Origin of the sequence: Mesorhizobium sp. M7A.F.Ca.MR.245.00.0.0 (assembly GCF_003997415.1) — a bacterium.
Lineage (GTDB): Bacteria > Pseudomonadota > Alphaproteobacteria > Rhizobiales > Rhizobiaceae > Mesorhizobium.
The window spans coordinates 1-21,226 of sequence record NZ_RZTE01000046.1 but is presented as its reverse complement, the minus strand read 5'-3'; the positions used below and the strand labels follow the sequence as shown (position 1 = coordinate 21,226).

The window sequence follows — 21,226 nt, the reverse complement described above, 5'->3', positions numbered from 1 at the left end:
AAACCATGAAAGCGGTGCGGCTGGAAGCAGTGGGCGGCATCACGCTGCGCGACGTCGACATGCCTGACATCGGTGCGGATGAGCTACTGGTGCGCATCGAAGCCTGCGGCGTCTGCGGCACGGATCGGCATCTGTTTCACGGCGAATTTCCGTGCACGCTGCCGGTGACGCCCGGCCATGAGTTCTCCGGTCTCGTCGAGGCGATCGGAAAATCGGTCTCGGGTTTTGCCATCGGCGATCGTGTCACCGGCGACCCCAACATCGCCTGCGGGCGCTGCGCGCGTTGTCACGCGCGACAAATCAATCTCTGCAGCAATCTGCGCGCCATCGGCATTCATCGCGACGGCGGCTTTGCCGAATACCTTGCCTTGCCGCAGAAGCAGGCTTTCGTCCTGCCTGCGGGTCTCGATCCCATGCACGGCGCGTTCTGCGAGCCGCTCGGCTGTTGCCTGCACGGCGTCGACCTTGCCGGGATCAAACCGGGCAGCTCGGTGGTCGTGCTTGGCGGCGGCGTGATCGGCCTGCTCACCGTGCAGCTGGCAAGATTGGCGGGAGCCACGACCATCGTCCTGTCGACCAGGCAAGCCTCGCGGCGCGTCCTCGCCAAGGACCTCGGCGCGACAATGACGGTCGATCCGACTGCCGCCGATGTCGTCGACGCCATCGCCGGGCCAGCCGGTCCGACGCCGGGCGGAGCCGACGTGGTGTTCGAATGCGCGGGCGTGCGAGAGACCGTCGAGCAGTCGATGCGGCTGGCCCGCGCCGGTGGCACGGTCGTCATCGTCGGCGTGACGCCGCAAGGCATGAAAGCGGAATTCGAGCCGTTTGACCTGTTGTTCCGGGAACTGAAGGTGCTCGGTTCCTTCCTCAATCCCTACACCCATCGCCGCGCCGCCGAACTCATTGCTTCCGGCACGATCGAGATCGATAGGCTGATCTCCAGGCAGGTGTCGCTTGAAGAAGCGCCAGCGGTGATCGCCAATCCGCCGGCGCCCGGCGAGGTCAAGGTTCTGGTGGTGCCGCGCCGAGGCTGAACCGTCGGCTTCGCCTCCCGGCATATGCAGAAAAGCTCCCTGAGCGGGTTCCGCCCAGAGAGCTTTTGAGCAGAAGTCCGGCCGACTACAGCTTGCCGTTGCGCTGCTGGACCATCATGAAGGTGTCGTAATTGTATTCGGCCACCTGCGCCCAGAGATAATGCTCCTTGCGGAAGCCCTTGATCGATTCCCAGATCTTCTTGAACGGGGCGTTGGAGGCTTCCATTTCGGTATAGACCTCGTTGGCCTTTTCGAAGCAGGCGGCCATGATCTCCTGGCTGAACGGGCGCAGTTTCGCGCCGCCGGCCACCAGTCGCTTCACCGCCGCAGGGTTCAGATAATCGTATTTCTGCAGCATGTTGGCGTCGGCCGCCTGCGCGGCAGTGTGCAGCAGCGACTTGTACGTCGGCGAAAGTTCTTCGTACTTCGCCTTGTTGAACATCAGGTGGACGGTCGGGCCGCCCTCCCACCAGCCGGGATAGTAATAATAGGGCGCGACCTTATAGAAGCCGAGCTTCTCGTCGTCATAGGGACCAACCCATTCGGCCGCGTCGATGGTGCCTTTCTCCAGCGCGGGATAGATATCACCGCCGGCGATCTGCTGCGGCACGACGCCGAGCTTCTGCACCACCTTGCCGGCAAAACCGCCGATTCGCATCTTGAGGCCGGAAAGGTCGGCCACCGTGTTGATTTCCTTGCGGAACCAGCCACCCATCTGCACGCCGGTGTTGCCGCCCGGCAGGCCGAAAAGGCCCTGCGTGGCGAGAAACTCGTTGAACAGGTCGATGCCGCCGCCATGGTAATGCCAGGCATTCATGCCGCGTGCGTTGAGCGAAAAGGGAACCGCCGCACCCAGCGCCCATGTCGGGTCCTTGCCCCAGTAATAATATGCCACCGTATGACAGGCCTCGACCGTGCCGGCCGTGGCGGCGTCGGCGGCCTGCAGGCCTGGCACCAGCTCACCGGCGGCAAAAACCTGAATCTGGAAATTGCCGTCGGTGGCTTCCGACAGCATCTTCGAGAACACCTCGGCGCCGCCATAGATGGTATCGAGCGACTTCGGGAAGGACGACGCCAGCCGCCATGTCACCTTGGGATTGGACTGGGCTATTGCAGGCGCCGCCAGCGTGGCCGCGGCCGCCGCGGCACCGACGCCGGTGACACCGGCCTTGCGAATGAATGAACGACGATCCATGAAGTTCCTCCCTTTTGGATCAACAGGCCGACGTCAGGAAATCCTCGGTTTCCGTGTCGGTTCGTTCAAGACAATACACAGGCAAGAAGTCGAGTCCAGCAGGCCGGCCCGATTTGACGGCGAAGCCCGGCTGCCCTGCAACTATAGTCTAACAGGCCGTTTCGTGGCCCATGCGACACGCCGAAACTTGGCATGGAAAAACAACCGGGGATCGCCTATTTTAGCGCCAGGTATCCCTTGCCCAGATGGAACACAGAGCAAAATGCATCAGCCGCTCGTCGCCATATCGACCGACGTCCGTCAGTTCGACAACTACACCTGGCACGCCGCCCCGCAGCAATATCTGGAAGCGGCGATCACCGGCGCCGGCGTGTTCCCGCTGTTGGTGCCGTCATTTGGCGACCGGCTCGATTTCGACGAACTCCTGTCGTCGGTCGACGGCGTCATGGTCACCGGCTCGAAATCCAATGTGCATCCCTCGCTCTATGGCGGCGACGCCAGCGAAGCCAATGGCCCTTATGATCCGGCGCGCGACGCCACGACGCTGCCGCTGATCCGCCGGGCGATCGAACGCGGCGTGCCGCTGCTCGCCATCTGCCGCGGCATCCAGGAATTGAACGTGGCGCTGGGCGGCACGCTCGGCACCGAGATCCAGGAGCGCGAGGGCTCGCTCGACCACCGCGCGCCGGTGAGCGACAAGCAGGACGAACGCTTCGCCATCCACCAGACCATTTCGATCAAACCTGACAGTTGCCTGGCCGGTGTGTTCGGTGCCGGCGACATCAAGGTCAATTCGTTGCACCGCCAAGCCATCGACCGGCTCGGCTCGAAGCTGCAGGTCGAGGCCGTCGCCACCGACGGCACGGTCGAGGCGGTTTCGGTGCGCGACGCCCGCGCCTTCGCCGTCGGCGTGCAATGGCACCCGGAATACTGGGTCAAGTCGGACAGCAATTCGGTGAAGATATTCCGGGCCTTCGGCGATGCGGTTCGGCTGCACGCCGCAGCGAAGGCTGGCGCGCGGGCCGCAGCGGAATAATCAGTCACCAGATTTCTTATCGCCTATGGCCGCCAGCGACAGCAGCGGCAGCGCTGGGGCATAGGATTCGTAGCCGTCGCCGTCGGCAGTCGCGAAGGTGACGATCGGATCGACGCCGTTGGCGCTGAAGGCGACCGTGCCGTCGTTTTGCTCGCGCCAGAACTTCGCCTGCTCTATGCCCGGCAAGAGCCGGCGGCATTTCGGAGCAACGGTGAGCAGCGACAAACCGTCCGAAATTTCGGCCCCGCGGCTGACTGCACAGACCGCCTCATCGCCATTGGCGACCAGCCTGTAGCTGCTGGACGGGGCGGCCTCGTTGGCCACGCTTTCCCCGCTGCCGACATGAAACAACTGAACGCCGCCAAACAGCGCCCCAGCAGCGATCAATACGGAAAGTGTTTTCATCATTCTTCATCCACGCATACGGACAGGATGGAGAATGATTCCAAAGGGTTAAGCTGACGTTAATAAGTGTGGCAACACGCCTTTGGCCCGCCGAACAAGGCAGGCATCCCAAGACAGTGCCGGCATTACTCCCGCCCCTGAACCGCGACTAGTTTATATCAGAACTTGTAACTGACGCCGACGCGGACAGCCTGGGTGGTCACGTCGGTGGGATAGAGGTAGCCGCTGTCGGTCGCCGGATTGTCGGTGAATGTGCCGAAATCGCTGTAGCGATACTCGACACGGGTCGTCCAATTTTGCGCGAAGGCATATTCGATACCGGCGCCCACAGTCCAACCTGCCTTTGTGTTGGACGAATCATCCGTCGTGGTGCCGTCGTCATATTTGGTGTCGAAGTGAGCGACGGCCAGACCGCCCGTGGCGTACAGGAGGGCAGGTCCCGTCGCATAGCCAAGACGTGCGCGCAGCGAACCCTGAACGTCGATCTTGGTTTTGATGTTGCCGGCATATGCCGAATCCACGGAGCCGCTCGCTCCCGAGGCTTCGAGATCGGCTTCGACGCCCAGAACGATCGAGTCGAAGGCCTGATTGTAACCGACGTGGATGCCGCCGAGCACGCCGTTGGATTTCCACGAATCCGACCAATCGGAAGAGCCAGTTCCTATCTCTGAATCATGGCTGTCGACATCTCCCCAGCCATACCCAATCTGGGCGCCGACATAGGCGCCGGTCCATTCGTAAGCAACAGGAGCTGAGGTAAGCGCATCGGCAGCGAACGCGCTGCCCGAAACGGCGACAAGCATTGTTGATGCAAGAAGAAGAGTTTTCACGTAGCGCCCCGCTAGTTGATTGGCGGCAAAATACTTTGACTTCAGCTGCGCATCAAGATGCCTACGTGCCAAAGCTACCGATTTCCAACCTATCGTTGCAGATCGGTCACGTTCGCCGCCGCGGTGCTTGTCCTACAAGGTCCTGGCCTTCACACTCACCGTCTCCGGCACCGGCGTCAGCGGCCGGCGCTCGGTGAACCAGGACACCAGATTGTCGACGCACAGATCCGCCATGGCGCGGCGGGTGTGGTCCGAGGCCGAGCCGACATGCGGCAGCAGCGAGGTGTTGGGAGCGTCGAGCAGCGCCTTGGGCACATTCGGTTCGTCGGCAAAGACGTCGAGGCCGGCGGCGGCGATGGTGCCGGTGACAAGGGCTGCCGCAAGCGCTGCTTCGTCGACAGTGCTGCCACGGCCGATGTTGACGAAGACGCCGTTGGCGCCAAGCGCCGACAGGATTTCGGCATTGACCGCCTTCTCCGTCGAGGCGCCCCCCGGCGCGACCGAAATCAGCGTATCGACGGCCTCGGCAAGTCCTTTCAGGGTCGCATGGTACTGGTAGGGAAGACCTTCGACACGGCGCCGGTTGTGGTAGGCGACCGGCAAGCCAAAAGCTTCCAGACGCCGGGCGATGGCCTGCCCGATGCGGCCCATGCCGAAAATACCCACACTGCGCCCGCGCAAGGTCAGCCGGCTCAGCGGATAGTTGCCGTTGCGCACCCAGCTGCCGTCGCGCAGCCAGGTTTCGGCGCGCGGCAGGTCGCGGATGGTGTTGATCAACAGCCCGATCGTGGTGTCGGCGACCTCCTCGGTCAACACGTCGGGCGTGTTGGTGACCATGATGTTCTTCGCTCGGGCATGGCCGACATCGACCGAATCATAGCCGACGCCGAAGGAGGCGATGAGCTCGAGGTTGGGCAATGCATCCATCATCGCCGCGTTGATGCCGGCAAATGAAGCAATGCCGCGCACATCATTGCGCATCTCATCGGTAATGAGGGACGGATCCGCGCGTTCTATTCTGACACGCCTGAACGTACGGTTGATGCGGTCGACCGCATGGTCGTTGAAATCGCCCGGCACCAGGATGGCGACGGTCTGCAACTGTTCGGCCTTGGTCATGCACGCTCCACCGGCTTGCCGGTCGACTGACGCACATGCAGTTCCGGCTTGATCAATTCCTGCGAGGGCCGCACCGTCTGGCCGTTGAGCTTGTCGAGCAACGCGCTGGCGGCGCGGCGGCCAACCTCGCGCTGGCCGTTCCAGACGGTGGTCAGGGCCGGCGTCGCGATCGCCGCCTCTTCGAGGTCGTCATAGCCGGTGACCGAGATATCGACGCCGGGCACAAGGCCGGCCCGGGCAATGCCGTTCATCAGGCCGATGGCGACAAGGTCGTTCCAGCAGCAGGCAGCCGTCGGTCTGTCCTTCAGCGCCAGGAACTGTCCGGCGGCCTCGAAGCCGGCCTGCTTGGTGCGTGGGCCGGCGATGCGCCATGACGGCCTGACTTCCAGCCCGGCCGCCTCCATCGCGTTGACATAGCCCTGGTAGCGGTCACGGCCGGTCGAGGTCTGGTCGGTGCCGCCGATCATGGCGATGCGCTTGTGGCCGAGCGAGATCAGATGGTTGGTGGCAAGGCCTGTTCCATAGGAGTCGTCGCCGCGAAAGACCGGCACGTCGGCACCCTCGACGGTGCGCGCGATCAGCACAGCCGGCAGGCCGTTCTCCTCGGCCATCAGGATGTCGGAAGCCGGCGTGCCGATGGCCGGCGACATGATGACGCCGTCGGCGCCGAGCTGCAAAAGCGTATCGATGAAGGTGCGCTGCTTTTCGAGCTGATCATAATGATTGGACAGGATGAAGGTCTGCCGGCTGCGGTCGAGCTCGCTTTCGATCGAGCGCAGGATCTCGGCGAAGAATGGGTTCATGATGTCGTGGACGACGACCCCGACAATGCCGGAACGCGAGGTGCGCAGGCTGGCGGCGCGTCGGTTATAGATATAGCCGATGGCGCGGGCATGTTCCTTGATGCGGTCACGCGTGGTACCGGCAACCAGAGGGCTGTCGCGCAGCGCCAGCGAGACCGTAGCCGTGGACACGCCGAGCGCATCCGCGATCGTCGAAAGCTTGATTTTTTGTGCCAGCGACGTGTGCTCCCCGGCCTGAATTTCCAGACCTAAACTGTTTAAAGGCGGCGTTATGCCACCGATCGGGGGCAAATCAAAGTTTTTTTGCCAACGCCTCGGCCTCGACATCCGAGGCCGCGCGGCTCCGCAGCCGAAGCCTATGCTCGCGATGGACGATGTAGAGACCGCTGGCGACGATGACGGCGGCGCCGACCAATGTCCAGCGGTCGGGAAACTGCTTGAAGACGATCCAGCCGGAAATGATCATCCACACCATCTGCGAATAGGGATAGGGCGCCAAAGCCGTGGTTGTCGCCAGCCGGTAGGCCTGGACCAGCAGCCAGTGACCGACGCCGCCGAACACGCCGAGCATCAGCAGCACGAACCAGTGCCAACCGTCATGCGGCAGGGAAAACGAAAACGGCAGCAGGGGCAGAAGCAACAGCGCCGGCGCCAGCGCCGAAAACAGGATGAGGCTCTCCGATGTCTCGGTCGCCGACATGCGGCGCGTCATGATGACGTAGAAGCAGTTCGACAGCATCGAGCCGAGCGCGAAGAGATGTCCGATGCCGAAAACGCCGACGCCCGGCCGGGTGATGATGAGGACGCCGGCAAAGGCCGCCAGGATGGCCAGCCAGCGCCGCCAGCCGGCCCACTCGCCAAGCAGCGGACCGGCCAGTGCCGTGATCACCATCGGCCCGAAGAAATAGATCGAGGTGGTCTCGGCCAGTTGCAGGGATTTGAGCGCCAGGACATTGAATATGGTCGATCCGAACAGGAACGCCCCGCGCAGGATATGCGCCGGCAGATTGACCGGACGAAACCGCACCGGTTGGCGCCAGCCGCGCAGCAGCGCGCCGACCAGCACGACATGCACGGCAAAGCGCACCCAGGCAACGACCAGCACGGAAACGCCGGCAAGGACGAGGTATTTGCTTGATGTGTCGAGGAAGGTGAAGAAGACATAGGTGGAGAGCATGCACACGATCGCCACCGGGGGCGTCGCGCTTTCTACATGTCTTTGGGGAGCACTCACTTGCAGGCCGGGTGGGAAGCTGGGCTGGAGCCCACCTTTGCGGGAATTGCCGGCTCCCGGCAAGCCAATTGTCGACTGCCGCGACATGAAAGCCTGCTGGCACAACAAGAGCCGCCGGCAGGCGTAGTGCCTTGGCTAGGCGTGCATGCGGGCGCCCTTGGTGATTTTATCGACCAGCTTCTTGTCGGCGCGAAGCGCGATCCCGACCACCTTGGCGTCTTCAGGCGCGAATTCGGCGAAGACGGCACGGTTGGCCGCGTCAAAGCCGGTCGAAAACATTTCCTCGACATAGAGCGAGGTGGTCACGCCGCGCTCCAGCGTGCGCCGGTGGATGGTGCCCAGCGTCGTCTGGTCGGCGGACAAAACGATGACCGGCTGGATCGACAGCGGGTTGTAGAGATTGCCGGCGCGGTCGCGATAGGGTTCACCGATGATATCGGGAAACTGCGCGACGATGCCGCTGGTCAGGAAAGCGGTGACGTTGAGTTTCTGCCAGACCGGCAGATCTTCCCTGAGCACGATTGCAAATTTCGTATCGAACATGAGACATTGGCCATTCGGTTGTGCCCCAATGCGAGGCTGAAGGAGACGATGTCGCACGATATAGACAGCCAGGCCTACAAGGGTCTTGGACGTTTGTGCGTCGATGCGGCGGAAAACCGTATCATCTCCGCCCCCGATCCCGCAGGCATGGAGCGGATCGAGGCGCGCTTCCATGGCAGCGCCTTCGACCTGCATCGCCACGACACCTATGCGATCGGGGTGACGCTGCACGGTGTGCAGACGTTTCGCTATCTCGGCGCTGCGCGCCACAGCCTTCCGGGCCAGATCATCGTGCTGCATCCCGACGAGTTGCATGACGGCGGCGCCGGCACCGAGGACGGACTGCGCTACCGAATGCTCTATCTGGAACCGTCGCTGATGCTCGACTGCCTTGGCGGCGTGTCGCTGCCTTTTGTCAGGGATGGCGTGGTGGCGGACGCCGCCTTCTGCGCAACGCTGCTTTCGGCGCTGGGTCCGCTGGAGCAGGAACTCGACGAGTTGTTCGTCGACGACTTCCTGACGGAACTGATGCAAAGCCTGATCCGGCATGGCGGCCAGTCGGCGAGGCCGATGACCAGGACGGCGTGGCGGGCGGCTGCGCTGGCGCGCGACTATCTCACGGAAAACCTGAACCGGCCGGTGCGTTCCGGCGAACTGGAAGCTGTAACCGGGCTTGATCGCTATGCCTTGTCACGGCATTTCCGTGCCGCTTTCTCCACCAGTCCACATCGCTTCCTGGTGATGCGCCGGCTTCAGCGGGCGCGGCGGATGATCGCCGCCGGCGAACCGTTGGCACAGATCGCGGTCGAAGCCGGCTTCAGCGACCAGAGCCATTTCATAAGGCAATTCAAGAAGGCGTTCGGCATGACACCGGGACGCTGGTCGTCGCTGATCCAGGGCTCTGCCGCGGCGGCTTGATCGCCTGCCGCAACAATCCGCCGGTCAGTCGTCCGACTCGGCGTCGTCGTCGATGAGCACCAGTTCCACGTTCGAGAGGTTGGCCTCGATGCGGGCAAGCAGCTTGAACAGTGCCTTCTGGTCCTTCTTGTCGAGACCCTTCAGCGCCAGCTTTTCGGTCTTCTTCACCGATTTCTCGATGGCGTGAATGATGTCGCGTCCGGTGTCGGTGAGGAAAATATGCGCCTGACGGGCGTCGGCCGAGGAGGCGCGTTTTTCCAGAAAACCCTGGGCCTGCAGCCGGTTGATTGTCTTGGTGATGGTGGGTGGGCGCACGCCGAGGCGTCCGGCAAGATTGCCCGGCGTCTGGCCGTCCTCACGGTCGAGCGCCAGCATGATCTGATCCTGGCCGGCATAGAAGCCGTGCGCCAGAAGCCGGGCCGCCAGCGCCGTTCTTGCCAGCCTTGCCGCCGAATGCAGCCGGCTCATTGTCGCAGTCTTATCCGCCTTGGCCATGGTCATCCCTCTTCGGCCGTACCGGTGCGGGCAGCATAGAGGCAGCCGGCCGGTTGGCAATCGACGATGAAAAAGATTCCGGAGCTTCAAACAGCTTTGCCGGCAAGCATTGTGGTGTCCGCCGTGGCTAATGCCAGATGTTTATTTCAGTTAGATGACAAACGAATTCCCGGCCGGAATTTTCGCCGCGAGCAAAGTGATGGAGTGACCGCCGCTCAGCCGGACTTCACCGCGATGATCATCAGCGCCTGATAGGCATCCTCCAGCTCGCGCAGCGCAGCCTGCGATTGCGGTCCGGCCCGCCTGGCTATGCCGTCCGCGGCATTCGAGGTGTCGCGCTCGCCCGACCGGTCGTTGTAGGGCGCGACAGCGGTGAAAATCTGCTCGCTGAGGCTGTCCGGGAAGAACAACTGTCCGGTCATCACCGAACTGTCGTCGGGAAAGACCTTGAAATGGATGTGGGTGGTGCGGCCGCGATACCAGCCGGGATAGATCGTGGCGAAGGAAACGATGCCACTCGCGTCGGTCCTTTGCCAACCACGCAGGAAGGTCTGGCCCGAAGTGTCGAGATCGCGGCCATCACCCTGTCCGGGATAGCCGGAATAGGCGCCTTGCGCGTCGCAATGCCAGATGTCGACACGAGCGCCGGCAAGCGGGCGGCAGCCCGCGTCGACAACCTGCAGCCGGACCTCAAGGGCAATGCCCTTCTTGCCTTCGGTGACATCGGCGCGTTCTAGCTTCGGATCGAAATAGAACGGTCCCTCGGTCGCCTCGGGCGTGATGGTGCAGACACCGGCGCCGTTTTCGAACAAGGCCAGTCCGGCATAGGGTGAAGTCTGGTCTGCTATCGCGGCGGCGGGCAGGAAGGCACCACCGCCGGCGGTGACCGCGATCAAACCGAGCGCCTGGCGCCGGCTCATTGAGAACGAGGATGGCTTGCCGGACATATCTTGCCTCTCGAATTGGCCTCTGTCGCCCTGATCTAGGCGATCACAACGGCTTTCGCCAACGATTCGGCAATCCAGCAAGCCGGTTTGGCCCATCGGTTTGCCCCGTGCAAAAGCCCGGCGCACATCCTATATGGAGCCGACATTCCCTTTCTCAGGCCGAATTTCCGAGGCCCAGATAATTCGAGGCAAGCCATGAGCGACGCACAGACGCAGATCCCCGTAACCGTTCTCACCGGCTATCTCGGTGCCGGCAAGACGACGCTGCTCAACCGCATCCTGTCGGAAAACCACGGCAGGCGCTACGCCGTCATCGTCAACGAGTTCGGCGAAATCGGCATCGACAACGACCTGATCGTGGAATCCGACGAGGAAATCTACGAGATGAACAATGGCTGCGTCTGCTGCACGGTGCGCGGCGACCTGATCCGTGTCGTCGAGGGCCTGATGCGCCGACCCGGCCGCTTCGATGCCATCGTCGTCGAGACCACCGGGCTCGCCGATCCGGTGCCGGTGGCGCAGACCTTCTTTATGGATGACGACGTGCGCTCCAAGACCAGGCTCGACGCGGTGGTGGCGCTGGTCGACGCCAAGCACCTGCCGCTGCGGCTCAAGGATTCCAGGGAAGCCGAGGACCAGATCGCCTTCGCCGACGTCGTCGTGCTCAACAAGACCGACCTCGTCACATCAGAAGAGCTCGCCAAGGTCGAGGCGACGATCCGCGCCATCAATCCGGCGGCAAAGATCCATCGTACGACGCGAGCCGGGGTCGCGCTGACCGAAGTGCTAGACCGCGGCGCCTTCGACCTGTCGAGGGCGCTGGAAAACGATCCACACTTCCTCGAAGCGCATGACGATCACGATCATCATGACCACGACCATGACGGCCACGATCACCACCATGATCATGACGGGCACCACCATCATGCGCATGCTTCCGACATCCATGACGTGACGGTGCAATCGGTGTCGCTGCGCGGCGGCGAGATGGACCCGAAGAAATTCTTCCCCTGGATCGAGAAGATCACCCAGATGGAAGGCCCCAACATCCTGCGGCTGAAAGGCATCATCGCGCTCAAGGGCGACGACGAACGCTATGTCATCCAGGGCGTGCACATGATCATCGAGGGCGATCACCAGCGCGCCTGGAAGGACGGCGAGAAGCATGAGAGCCGGCTGGTGTTTATCGGCAGGGAACTCGACGCCGAGCGGCTGAAGAAGAGTTTTGACGCCTGCCAGGCGGCTTGATTTCCAGACTTTATAGCGCTAGCGCTGCCCCTCCTCCTTCTCCCCTTGTGGGAGAAGGTGGCCGGGCGAAGCTCGGTCGGATGAGGGGTGTTCCAGCTTGGCGCTGACGGAGATCCGTCACCCACCCCTCAACCGTCTCGGCGCTGCGCGCCGATCCACCTTCTCCCACAAGGGGAGAAGGCCGGCCGCACCCAGCCGCGCTGGCGACCCAGCGAGGTTAGACGACCAGCATAAATCTCGAATGGAATAATCTCCCATGCCAACAGTCGCCCCGCTTGATCTCGAAGGCCACTGCATCGCTGCCGTCTTCCTCGGCGACGTGCCGCATTTCGCGATGGCCGACGGCGCCGTCCATCGGCTCGACCATGGCCACAAGACAGTTCAGGCCAATGACGGGCTGCTCGCCGCCTTTCATGATGCGGCCAATGACCGGCTGATCACCGGCGGCGAGGACGGCAAGGTGTTTTCCGTGAAAGCGGGCGGCGAGGTCACGGAATTGGCAAGCGCGGCCAAGAAGTGGATCACCAGCGTTGCCGCCGGGCCGCAAGGCGCGATCGCCTATGCCTCAGGCAAGACCGCCTTCGTGCGCTTCGCCGACGGCAAGACGAGGGAATTCGTCCATCCGCGTTCGGTCGAGGGGCTGGCCTTCTCGCCCAAGGGCATGCGCTTCGGTGTCGCCCGCTACAATGGCGCGACGCTGCATTTCCCGGCCGCCGAGGGCAAGCCGGTGGAGCTTGAATGGGCCGGCGCCCACACCGGCATCACCTTCTCTCCCGATGGCGCCTTCCTCGTCACCACCATGCAAGAAAACGCATTGCACGGCTGGAAGCTCGCCGACGGCAAGCACATGCGCATGACCGGCTATCCCGGCAAGGTCAAAAGCCTGTCGTGGAGTGTGAAGGGCAAGTGGCTGGCGAGTTCCGGCGCGCCGGCGGCGATCGTCTGGCCGTTTTCAGGCAAGGATGGTCCCATGGGCAAGGCACCGCTGGAGCTCGGCACGCGCGGCAACGCCATGGTGACGGCTGTCGCCTGCCACCCGAGCCAGGATGTCGTTGCTGTCGGCTATGATGACGGGATGGTGATGGCGGTGCGTTTTGCCGACGCCAAGGAAGTGCTGTTGCGACGGCCGGGCAAGGGCGCCATCACCTCGATGATGTGGGACAAGGAAGAACGCCGGGTCGCCTTCGGTAGTGCCGCGGGCGATTGCGGCGTCATCGATATCACGGCCTGACCCCGCTCACTCCGCTCCGCACGACACTTTGCCGCTGATTTCAACCGGTTTGCCGTCCTGGTCCGTATCCGCCGCGGCGTCGTAGATGGAGAGCGTATAGCTCCCGTCGTAGACGCCTTCGTCGCTGGTCTTGGTCAGGATCGTCAGTTCGACCGAATTGATCTTTTGCGCGACCTCGTGCTCGCGATAGATGTTCAGCCGCAATTCCTTGCCGTCGAGCCAGTACTGCGTCAGGTTGGAATCCTCGAACACCGTCTTGCGCAGGCTGTCGCCGGCAGGCCGGCTCAGAATTTCGAGGTTGCCGCGAAAGTTGAAGGTCGGCCCGCCCATGCCTCTGGTGACGCCTGCCTCGACCTCGAATGTCGCCGCCGGGTCCTCGGTGGAGCACCAGATGCCACCCGACGCGAAGGCAGCGCCAGCCGACGACAGAAGCATTGCCACACACATGATCGTTCGCATTTTACCCCTCCACCTCAATTCCCGCTCATATTGGCGCTGACTTCGGCAGCACGGTCAAGCGCCGCCGCCAAAGGCTGAGCCAACGCAGGGCAGATGCGCGGCCAATTGCGGATGCGGACAAGGATTGGCTAAGAGGGATCGACCAGAGGGGTTTTCATGCACAGCGACACGTCCAACACGTCCATCGGCCGCGACCGCATTGCCGATTTGCGCGAAACCGAGGGGGCAGCCTTCCGCAAGGCGCGGCCAAAATCGCAAGCCAAGATCGGCAACGGCCTGCCCGGCTTCTTCGGCGGCGTCCCGATGCACTGGATGAACGATTGGCCGACGCCGTTCCCGATCCTGGTCGACAACGCCAGGGGCGCGAACATCACCGACATCGACGGAAACAAGCTCGACGATTTCTGCCTTGGAGACACCGGCTCGATGTTCGGCCATTCGCCGCCACCGGTGGCACGCGCCATCCGCCGCCAGGCCGGACGCGGCCTGACCTATATGCTGCCTTCGGAAGATGCGCTGGCCATCGGGCCGCTGCTGCAGCAACGCTTCGGCCTGCCGTTCTGGCAGATCGCGACGACGGCGACCGACGCCAACCGCTTTGCATTGCGCGTTGCCCGTGCCGTCACCGGCCGCGAAAAAATCCTGGTCTTCAACGGCTGCTATCATGGCTCGGTCGACGAAACGATGGTGCGGCTGATCGACGGCAAGCCCGTCAACCGGCCAGGATTGGCGGGCGAGTTCCGCGACTTGACCCGCACGGCCAAGGTCATCGAGTTCAACGATGTTTCAGCACTCGAAGCCGCGCTTGGGGATAAGGACGTCGCCTGTGTCATCGCCGAGCCAGTGCTGACCAATTCCTGCATGGTGCTGGCCGATCCGGGCTACCATGACGCCCTGCGCAAACTGACACGCCAAACCGGCACGCTGCTTCTGATCGACGAGACGCACACGATCTCGACCGGCCCCGGCGGCTACACGAGGAAATATGGTCTCGACCCGGACTTCTTCGTGCTGGGCAAGCCGATCGCCGGCGGCGTGCCGGCCAGTGTCTGGGGCATGAGCGACGACGTTGCCTCACGCTACGCGGATTACAACAGGACCAAGGAGCCGGGCTATTCCGGCATGGGCACGACACTCTCGGCCAACCCGCTGCAGTTCGCGGCGATGCGCGCCACGCTCGAAGAGGTGATGACGCAGGAAAACTACGACCGCATGGATCATCTGGCGCGGCGGCTCGATGCCGGGCTGACCGGCGTGATCGATCGCTATCGCCTGCCCTGGCATGTTTCCCGCGTCGGCGCTCGTGTCGAGTTCATCTGTGCGCCCGGTCCGCTGCGCAATGGCGCCGAGGCGGAAATGGCGCATGCACCGGAACTGGAGGCCGCTATCCATGTCGCGCTGGTCAATCGCGGCGTGCTGATCGCACCCTTCCACAACATGATGCTGATCTCGCCGGCGACCTCGGCTGCCCAGGTCAACCGGCTGATCACCGCCTTCGGCGCGGTTGCGGCGAAGCTTGCGGCATGAGACAAGCGGCGATGGACCACCCCAACGTCATGATAACCTCACCTTCGGGCTCGACACCTGCCGAGGCGCAAGCCTTTCTCGACGCCCATCCCGAGATCGAGGCCTTCGATATCGTGCTGACCGATGCCAATGGCGTCGGCCGTGGCAAGATCGTGCGCCGGCATGAGCTGAAGAGCATCTTCGAGGGCGGCCGCCATATGCCGATCTCGATCCTCGGCCTCGACATCACCGGCGAGGATGTGCACGAGACCGGACTGATCTGGACGACCGGTGATGGCGACCTCAGGGCATGGCCGATCCCCGGCACGCTGGTGCCGCTCTACGGTACGAGCCCGCCCCGCGGCCAGTTGCTAATGGCGATGTACATGCTCGACGGCCGACCGATGTCGTCGGATCCGCGCCTGGCGCTGGCTCGGCAGGTGGAGATCCTCGCGGCCAAAGGTCTCTATCCGGCCGGCGCCTTCGAGCTCGAATTCTTCCTGCTGGCCAATGAGCGCGACGCCGACGGCAAGGTGCAGCCGGCGCGCGCGGTGCTCGATGGCCGCGTCTCGGGCAAGACCGAAGTGTATTCGGTAGACCATCTGCACGGCATGGAGCCGCTGTTCTCCGACATCTATGCCGCGGCCAAGGCGCAAGGCATTCCGGCCGAGACGGTGATTTCCGAATATGCGCCCGGCCAGTACGAATTGACGCTGAACTACCGCAAGGATGTGATGCGGGCGGCCGACGATCTGGTCATGCTGAAGCGGCTGGTTCGGGCGCAGGCGCGCCGCCATGGCGTCACCGCATGTTTCATGGCCAAGCCGATCGAGAAATATGCCGGCTCGGGCATGCATTTCCACGTCTCGCTGCAGGACAAGGCCGGCCGAAACGTCTTTGCCGAAGCCGGCGGCGAGAGCTGGTCGCTGCCGCTGCTGCAGGGGCTCGGCGGCCTGATCCAGACCATGGCGGAATCGATGCTGGTGTTTGCACCGCATTCCAATTCCTGGCGGCGTTTCGTCTCGCAATCCTATGCGCCGGTGGCGCCGACCTGGGGCGTCAACAACCGCTCGGTGGCATTGCGCGTGCCAGCGGGCGATGCCAAGAACCGGCGCATCGAGCACCGGCCGTCCGGCGTCGACGCCAATCCCTACCTGATCGCCGCGACCGTGCTCGCCGGCATCATCAAGGGCATGGATGAAGGCCTCGATCCCGGTCCCGAAACGACCGGCAACGGCTATGAGGCAGCGGTCACGCGCACGACCATGCCTGTCGACTGGCGCGCCGCGATCGAAGCGGCGCGGACGTCCAGCTTCCTGAAGAACGCGCTCGGCGAGGACCTGCACCGGACCTTCGTGGCGATCAAACAGTCCGAATATCTGCGGGTGGCACGCACGGTCAGCGAGTTGGATTACCACCTCTATCTGCACGAGGTTTGATGGATTCATGATGGGCGGCGATCACTTTTTCGCCGCCTCCATCAAATGAGGTAGCGGATCTCCTGTTTAGAACATATCATGAACAGATGAGTGCACTTACCGTCCGTGAAAAGCTGGCGATCCTCTCCGACGCCGCCAAATACGATGCCTCCTGCGCCTCTTCCGGTGCGGCAAAAAAGGATTCGCTGAAATCCGGCGGCATCGGCTCCACCGAGGGCATGGGCATCTGCCATTCCTATGCGCCGGATGGCCGCTGCATTTCCCTTCTCAAGATCCTGCTGACCAACTTCTGCATCTACGATTGCAGCTATTGCATCAACCGCTCGTCCTCCAATGTGCGGCGCGCCCGTTTCACCGTCGACGAGGTGGTGAAGCTGACCATGGATTTCTACAGGCGCAACTATATCGAAGGCCTGTTCCTGTCCTCGGGCGTCGTCCGCTCACCGGACGAGACCATGGGCGAGATGGTCGAAGTGGCACGCCGGCTGCGGCTGGAGGAGAAATTCTCCGGCTATATCCACCTGAAAACCATTCCGGAAAGTTCGGCCGAACTGATCGAGAAGGCAGGGCTTTATGCCGACCGGCTATCGATCAATGTCGAACTGCCGACTGATGAGGGTGTGAAGCGGTTGGCGCCCGAGAAGAAGCCGGAGACAATCCGGCTTTCGATGGCCAGGCTGCGCCAGAAGATGGAGGAGAAGGCCGAGCCTACTTTGAAAACCAAAAAGCGCGAACGCTTTGCGCCGGGTGGGCAGTCGACGCAGATGATCATCGGCGCCGACAAGACATCCGACGACGGCATCCTTCACACCAGCGCGCGGCTCTATGGCAGCTATCATCTGCGGCGCGTCTATTACTCGGCTTTCAGCCCGATTCCGGATTCGTCATCGTCGCTGCCCTTGCTGAAACCACCGCTGATGCGCGAGCACCGGCTCTATCAGGCCGACTGGCTGATGCGGTTCTATGGGTTTTCGCAGCCGGAAATCCTTGCCGGGAGCAGCGACGGCATGCTCGATCTCGCCATCGACCCGAAGCTCGCCTGGGCGCTGCGCAACCGGGGGCAGTTTCCGGTCGACATCAACCGCGCCGACCGCGAAGCTCTGCTGCGGGTGCCGGGTCTCGGCACCAAGGTGGTGGCAAAGATTTTGGAGACGCGCCGGCATCGGCGCATGCGGCTGGAGGATGTCGGGCGGGTCTGCCAGTCGATCGCCAAGCTCAGGCCGTTCATCATCGCCGAAGGCTGGTCGCCTGGTGCGCTGACCGACAAGGCCGGCCTGCGCGACAAGATCGCCCCCTCCTGCGAACAATTGTCGTTGTTCTGATCATGCGGCCGGCGGAACTCGATCTCGCCAGATACAGAGTTCGGCTCGACAGCGAGACGGATTTTGCCGGCTGGCGTGACGCGGCACGGCGGCTGGCCCTGAATGAGGTCAGGCCCGAGGACGTCTACTGGCATGTCGCGCCGGGCTCTGATCAAACAGAATTGCCCGAAGTGCCTGCGCGCGCGCAACTCGTCGTGTCGCGCGACTTCATCGGGCATGCCGAAACGGCCTTCTGCCATTCCGATCCCGGCCGGTTTGCCTTTCTCTACCGAATGCTTTGGCGATTGCGCGACGAGCCTAAACTGCTGGAAATCGCGTCGGATCCCGATACCAGGCGGCTTGAGGCCATGGAAAAGGCGGTTCGGCGCGACAGCCACAAGATGCATGCCTTCGTACGCTTCCGGAAAATCGGCGACGATGCCGATGAGCGCTATGTCGCCTGGTTCGAGCCGGATCATTTCATCGTCGAGCGCAACGCCGATTTCTTCGTCAGGCGTTTCACCGGCATGCGCTGGACGATCCTGACGCCCTACGCCTCCGCCGATTGGGATGGCGAAAGGCTGGCTATCGGACCGGGCGCGGCCAAGGGCGATGCGCCGGATCAAGACGACACCGAGGCGCTGTGGCGCATCTATTTCGAGAACATCTTCAACCCGGCACGGCTGAAGGTGAAAGCCATGCAGAAGGAGATGCCGAAGAAATATTGGCGGAACCTTCCCGAGGCTTCGCTCATTCCAGACATGATCGCAGGAGCGGACAAGGCCGCCAAGGACATGATTGCGAAGATGCCGACAACACCCGCGCCGCACCACGCCAAGGTGCAGGCACGGCATTGGCCGAAGCAGCCCGCCGAAGCACCGGAAGATGATGCAGACACGATTCCCGAGTTGCGTGAGGTAGCGAAAGGCTGCCGCCGCTGCCCGCTGTGGCGCGACGCGACGCAGACCGTCTTCGGTGAAGGCCCCGACAATGCCAAGGTGATCTTCGTCGGCGAACAGCCAGGCGATCAGGAGGATCTCGCCGGCAAACCTTTCGTTGGTCCGGCCGGCAAGGTGTTCGATGCGATCCTGGATGATGCCGGTGTCGATCGGCAAAAGGTCTATGTCACCAACGCGGTCAAGCACTTCAAGTTCGAGCCGCGCGGCAAGCGCCGCATCCACTCCAAGCCGAATTCCGGTGAGATTCAGGCCTGCCGCTGGTGGATCGACCAGGAATTCGAGCTGATCAAGCCGAACCTCGCCGTGGCACTCGGCGCGACGGCGGCGATGTCGCTGCTCGGCAAGGCGATCCCGGTGACAAAGATGCGCGGACAAGTGATCGAGCGCGAGGACGGATTGCGCGTGTTCATCACCATCCATCCCTCCTTCATTCTGCGCATCCGCGAACCCGCGGACAAGGAGGCTGAACGCGAACGGTTCCTGCAGGATATGAAGCTGGTGAAGCGGCTGATGGCCGCCTGACCAGTCTGTTTTTCGCAATTCCGGACGGAAAACCGCTTCACACTTTTCCTGGAATTGCTTCAGCTACCTGATCAGAATTGCCCTGAGATCGTTGACATTCGTACCGGTCGGGCCGGGTACGAAGAGATCGCCAACTGCGTTGAAGGCCGTCCAGGCATTGTTGCCGGCAAGCATAGCCTTGGCGTCCACCCCGGCTGCGCGCATGCGCGATACGGTCGAGCCATCGGCGAAGGCGCCGGCATTGTCTTCCGAACCGTCAATGCCGTCGGTGTCGGCGGCCAGTGCGTGGATGCCGTCGACGCCATTGGCGCCTATGGCGAAAGCCAGCAGGAATTCCGAGTTGCGGCCGCCCTTGCCTTTTGCCCGCAGGGTCACGGTTGTCTCGCCGCCCGATAAGATGAGCACCGGCTTTGGAAATGGTCGATTGTGCATCGCCACTTCACGCGCGATCGCGGCATGGACGCCGCCCACCTCGCGCGCTTCGCCCTCAATGGCATCGGAGAGGATAACGGCCTCGACACCCTGCCGTTTCGCTTCCGCAGCGGCGGCTTCCAGCGATACCCCGGCCGAAGCGATCAGATGCACCTCGTTGCGCGAAAAACGTTCGTCGTCCGGGCTTGGCGCATCGGCGGCCGGCGAATTGATATGCGCCATCACCGAGGCCGGCAGTTTCATGCGATAGGCCGATATCGAGGCCAGCGCGTCGGCGCGGCTGCCTGTATCCGGTACGGTTGGGCCGGAGGCGACCATTGCCGGATTGTCGCCGGGAATATCGGAGACGATCAGCGACACCACCCTGGCCGGCCATGCGGCCGCTGCCAGCCTGCCGCCCTTGATGGTGGAAAGGTGCTTGCGGATGGTGTTCATCGCCGCGATCGGCGCACCCGAGGCGAGCAGCGCCTCATTGACGGCGATCTCGTCGGCCAGCGTCAAGCCGCCGGCGGGCGACGGCAACAGCGCCGATCCGCCGCCGGAAATCAGCGCCACCACCAGGTCATCCTCAGTCAGATTCTGGACCTTGGCGAGCAGGCGCCGCGAGGCTTCCAGACCGGCAGCGTCCGGCACCGGATGAGCCGCCTCGATGATCTCGATGCGCTCGCAGGTCGCGCCATAGCCATAGCGGGTGACGACCAGCCCTTCGATGGGGCCGTCCCACGCTTTCTCGAACGCTGCCGCCATCTGCGCCGAGCCTTTGCCCGCGCCGATGACAATGGTGCGGCCCTTCGGCTTGGCCGGCAGATGATCCCGGATGGTTCGTTCCGGGTCGGCGGCGGCGATGGCGGCGTTGAAGACGGAGGTCAGGAAGGCCTTGGGATCGAGCACGGTCATTCGGCGTCCCGAGGCAATGCCAGGCCGCGCTTGTCGACGCCCAAATGATCGCACAGCGCATCTACGACGACGCCGTGATCCTCGCGCTCCGGCAGTCCGGAGACGGCGATCACCCCGATGACGCCGGCGCCCTTGACGGTCACCGGAAAGCCACCGCCGGCCAGCACGTAGTCGGCAATATCCAGCCCTTCGCCGATCTTGAAGCTGCGGTCCGGGCGCTGCTGTTCCAACACCATACGATAGGTGCTTCTCAGGAACCGTTTGACCACATTGATCTTGCGCCGCGCCCAGTCGGGATTGGAAGCATTCGAGCCCGGCAGCGCGGCATAGAACAGCGGCCGATCCCACAGCCTGATATCGACAATGATCGGCATGGCCTCGGCCAGTGCCCGCTCACGGATCGCCGCGCCGATCTCGAAGGCGACGGCCTCGTCGAACGCCGGGAAGACCAGCGTCTCTTCCTGCTTCTGGATCAGAGCGATGTCGTCCGCAGCGGCCATTTTTGTTCTCCGAAATCGTCACAAATCGTGTGTACGACAAGCTCCGCCCGGTCAAGGTCCCGTCGTCGCGGCCACCTTCTCCCCGAGGGGAGAAGAGACGAGCACGGGCCTCGGCTTCCTCCTCTCCCCTCGGGGAGAGGTCGGATTGTCCCGAATTGCCCTTCGCAATTCGG

The 21,226-nt window shown here is 63.1% G+C and carries 22 protein-coding genes; 10 read left to right on the top strand and 12 right to left on the bottom strand.

Translation table 11 applies throughout. The annotated features are described in order from the left end of the window. Window positions 1–5 precede the first annotated feature (5 nt). Window positions 6–1,034 (top strand): zinc-dependent alcohol dehydrogenase family protein, encoded by a 1,029-nt coding sequence (locus EOB80_RS29435; RefSeq protein WP_164762765.1) that lies wholly within the window; start codon window positions 6–8, stop codon window positions 1,032–1,034. A gap of 85 nt (window positions 1,035–1,119) precedes the next feature. Here EOB80_RS29435 and EOB80_RS29430 read toward each other — a convergent pair whose 3' ends face one another. Then, complete coding sequence (locus tag EOB80_RS29430) at window positions 1,120–2,229, bottom strand: TRAP transporter substrate-binding protein (protein WP_127331406.1); 1,110 nt, start codon at window positions 2,227–2,229, stop codon at window positions 1,120–1,122. Between the two features lie 262 nt (window positions 2,230–2,491). Here EOB80_RS29430 and EOB80_RS29425 point away from each other — a divergent pair, with 262 nt between their 5' ends. Continuing rightward, on the top strand, window positions 2,492–3,265 hold the full coding sequence (locus tag EOB80_RS29425) for a gamma-glutamyl-gamma-aminobutyrate hydrolase family protein (protein WP_127266508.1): 774 nt from the start codon (window positions 2,492–2,494) through the stop codon (window positions 3,263–3,265). On the opposite strand, the gene EOB80_RS29420 is transcribed toward EOB80_RS29425, so the two are convergent. The 6 genes from EOB80_RS29420 to EOB80_RS29395 all read right to left on the bottom strand — a co-directional run bounded on the left by EOB80_RS29420 (window position 3,266) and on the right by EOB80_RS29395 (window position 8,199). After that, a complete protein-coding gene (locus EOB80_RS29420; protein WP_164762764.1) occupies window positions 3,266–3,670 on the bottom strand; it encodes a hypothetical protein in 405 nt (134 codons plus the stop codon). 158 nt (window positions 3,671–3,828) lie between these two features. Next, complete coding sequence (locus EOB80_RS29415) at window positions 3,829–4,572, bottom strand: outer membrane protein (RefSeq protein ID WP_127331402.1); 744 nt, start codon at window positions 4,570–4,572, stop codon at window positions 3,829–3,831. 60 nt (window positions 4,573–4,632) lie between these two features. Then, window positions 4,633–5,619 (bottom strand): 2-hydroxyacid dehydrogenase, encoded by a 987-nt coding sequence (locus EOB80_RS29410; RefSeq protein ID WP_127331400.1) that lies wholly within the window; start codon window positions 5,617–5,619, stop codon window positions 4,633–4,635. Then, window positions 5,616–6,638, bottom strand: coding sequence for a LacI family DNA-binding transcriptional regulator (locus EOB80_RS29405; RefSeq protein WP_081738944.1), 1,023 nt, complete (start codon window positions 6,636–6,638; stop codon window positions 5,616–5,618). The genes EOB80_RS29410 and EOB80_RS29405 overlap by 4 nt, the downstream gene beginning before the upstream one ends. A gap of 76 nt (window positions 6,639–6,714) precedes the next feature. After that, window positions 6,715–7,599 carry a DMT family transporter gene (locus tag EOB80_RS29400; RefSeq protein ID WP_164762762.1) on the bottom strand — a complete coding sequence of 295 codons (885 nt, stop codon included), beginning with the start codon at window positions 7,597–7,599 and terminating at the stop codon, window positions 6,715–6,717. A gap of 192 nt (window positions 7,600–7,791) precedes the next feature. Next, window positions 7,792–8,199 (bottom strand): DUF2000 family protein, encoded by a 408-nt coding sequence (locus EOB80_RS29395; protein WP_127331396.1) that lies wholly within the window; start codon window positions 8,197–8,199, stop codon window positions 7,792–7,794. Window positions 8,200–8,247: 48 nt separating this feature from the next. Between EOB80_RS29395 and EOB80_RS29390 the strand changes: the two genes are divergently transcribed. Further along, window positions 8,248–9,117, top strand: coding sequence for an AraC family transcriptional regulator (locus tag EOB80_RS29390; protein ID WP_127331394.1), 870 nt, complete (start codon window positions 8,248–8,250; stop codon window positions 9,115–9,117). A 24-nt stretch (window positions 9,118–9,141) separates the two neighbouring features. Here the strand turns inward: EOB80_RS29390 and EOB80_RS29385 are convergent, their stop codons facing one another. Continuing rightward, a complete protein-coding gene (locus tag EOB80_RS29385) occupies window positions 9,142–9,612 on the bottom strand; it encodes a MarR family winged helix-turn-helix transcriptional regulator (RefSeq protein ID WP_127319448.1) in 471 nt (156 codons plus the stop codon). 66 nt (window positions 9,613–9,678) lie between these two features. Between EOB80_RS29385 and EOB80_RS29380 the strand changes: the two genes are divergently transcribed. After that, window positions 9,679–9,864, top strand: a complete 186-nt coding sequence (locus EOB80_RS29380; protein ID WP_127319450.1) for a hypothetical protein — start codon at window positions 9,679–9,681, stop codon at window positions 9,862–9,864. On the opposite strand, the gene EOB80_RS29375 is transcribed toward EOB80_RS29380, so the two are convergent. Next, entirely contained in the window at window positions 9,828–10,559 is a 732-nt protein-coding gene (locus EOB80_RS29375; protein ID WP_127331392.1) for an intradiol ring-cleavage dioxygenase, read from the bottom strand. The genes EOB80_RS29380 and EOB80_RS29375 overlap by 37 nt on opposite strands. 195 nt (window positions 10,560–10,754) lie before the next feature. On the opposite strand from EOB80_RS29375, the gene EOB80_RS29370 reads away from it, so the two are divergent. Then, window positions 10,755–11,807: a GTP-binding protein gene (locus EOB80_RS29370; RefSeq protein ID WP_127331390.1), complete on the top strand. Its 1,053-nt coding sequence runs from the start codon at window positions 10,755–10,757 to the stop codon at window positions 11,805–11,807. Between the two features lie 256 nt (window positions 11,808–12,063). Next, window positions 12,064–13,038: a WD40 repeat domain-containing protein gene (locus tag EOB80_RS29365; RefSeq protein WP_127331388.1), complete on the top strand. Its 975-nt coding sequence runs from the start codon at window positions 12,064–12,066 to the stop codon at window positions 13,036–13,038. A gap of 6 nt (window positions 13,039–13,044) precedes the next feature. On the opposite strand, the gene EOB80_RS29360 is transcribed toward EOB80_RS29365, so the two are convergent. Continuing rightward, window positions 13,045–13,497: a hypothetical protein gene (locus tag EOB80_RS29360; RefSeq protein ID WP_127331386.1), complete on the bottom strand. Its 453-nt coding sequence runs from the start codon at window positions 13,495–13,497 to the stop codon at window positions 13,045–13,047. 156 nt (window positions 13,498–13,653) lie between these two features. On the opposite strand from EOB80_RS29360, the gene EOB80_RS29355 reads away from it, so the two are divergent. The 4 genes from EOB80_RS29355 to EOB80_RS29340 all read left to right on the top strand — a co-directional run bounded on the left by EOB80_RS29355 (window position 13,654) and on the right by EOB80_RS29340 (window position 19,224). Beyond that, the gene (locus EOB80_RS29355; RefSeq protein WP_127331384.1) at window positions 13,654–15,024 is read left to right on the top strand and encodes an aspartate aminotransferase family protein; all 1,371 of its coding nucleotides are present in this window, start codon (window positions 13,654–13,656) and stop codon (window positions 15,022–15,024) included. Window positions 15,025–15,035: 11 nt separating this feature from the next. Continuing rightward, a complete protein-coding gene (locus tag EOB80_RS29350; protein ID WP_127331430.1) occupies window positions 15,036–16,442 on the top strand; it encodes a glutamine synthetase family protein in 1,407 nt (468 codons plus the stop codon). A gap of 86 nt (window positions 16,443–16,528) precedes the next feature. Next, on the top strand, window positions 16,529–17,764 hold the full coding sequence (locus tag EOB80_RS29345) for a putative DNA modification/repair radical SAM protein (protein ID WP_127331382.1): 1,236 nt from the start codon (window positions 16,529–16,531) through the stop codon (window positions 17,762–17,764). 2 nt (window positions 17,765–17,766) lie between these two features. Continuing rightward, window positions 17,767–19,224: a UdgX family uracil-DNA binding protein gene (locus EOB80_RS29340; RefSeq protein ID WP_127331380.1), complete on the top strand. Its 1,458-nt coding sequence runs from the start codon at window positions 17,767–17,769 to the stop codon at window positions 19,222–19,224. 63 nt (window positions 19,225–19,287) lie between these two features. On the opposite strand, the gene EOB80_RS29335 is transcribed toward EOB80_RS29340, so the two are convergent. Both EOB80_RS29335 and EOB80_RS29330 read right to left on the bottom strand, forming a co-directional pair. Next, window positions 19,288–20,553, bottom strand: a complete 1,266-nt coding sequence (locus EOB80_RS29335; protein WP_127331378.1) for a glycerate kinase — start codon at window positions 20,551–20,553, stop codon at window positions 19,288–19,290. After that, a complete protein-coding gene (locus EOB80_RS29330) occupies window positions 20,550–21,053 on the bottom strand; it encodes a heme-degrading domain-containing protein (protein ID WP_127331376.1) in 504 nt (167 codons plus the stop codon). The genes EOB80_RS29335 and EOB80_RS29330 overlap by 4 nt, the downstream gene beginning before the upstream one ends. Window positions 21,054–21,226: the final 173 nt, after the last annotated feature.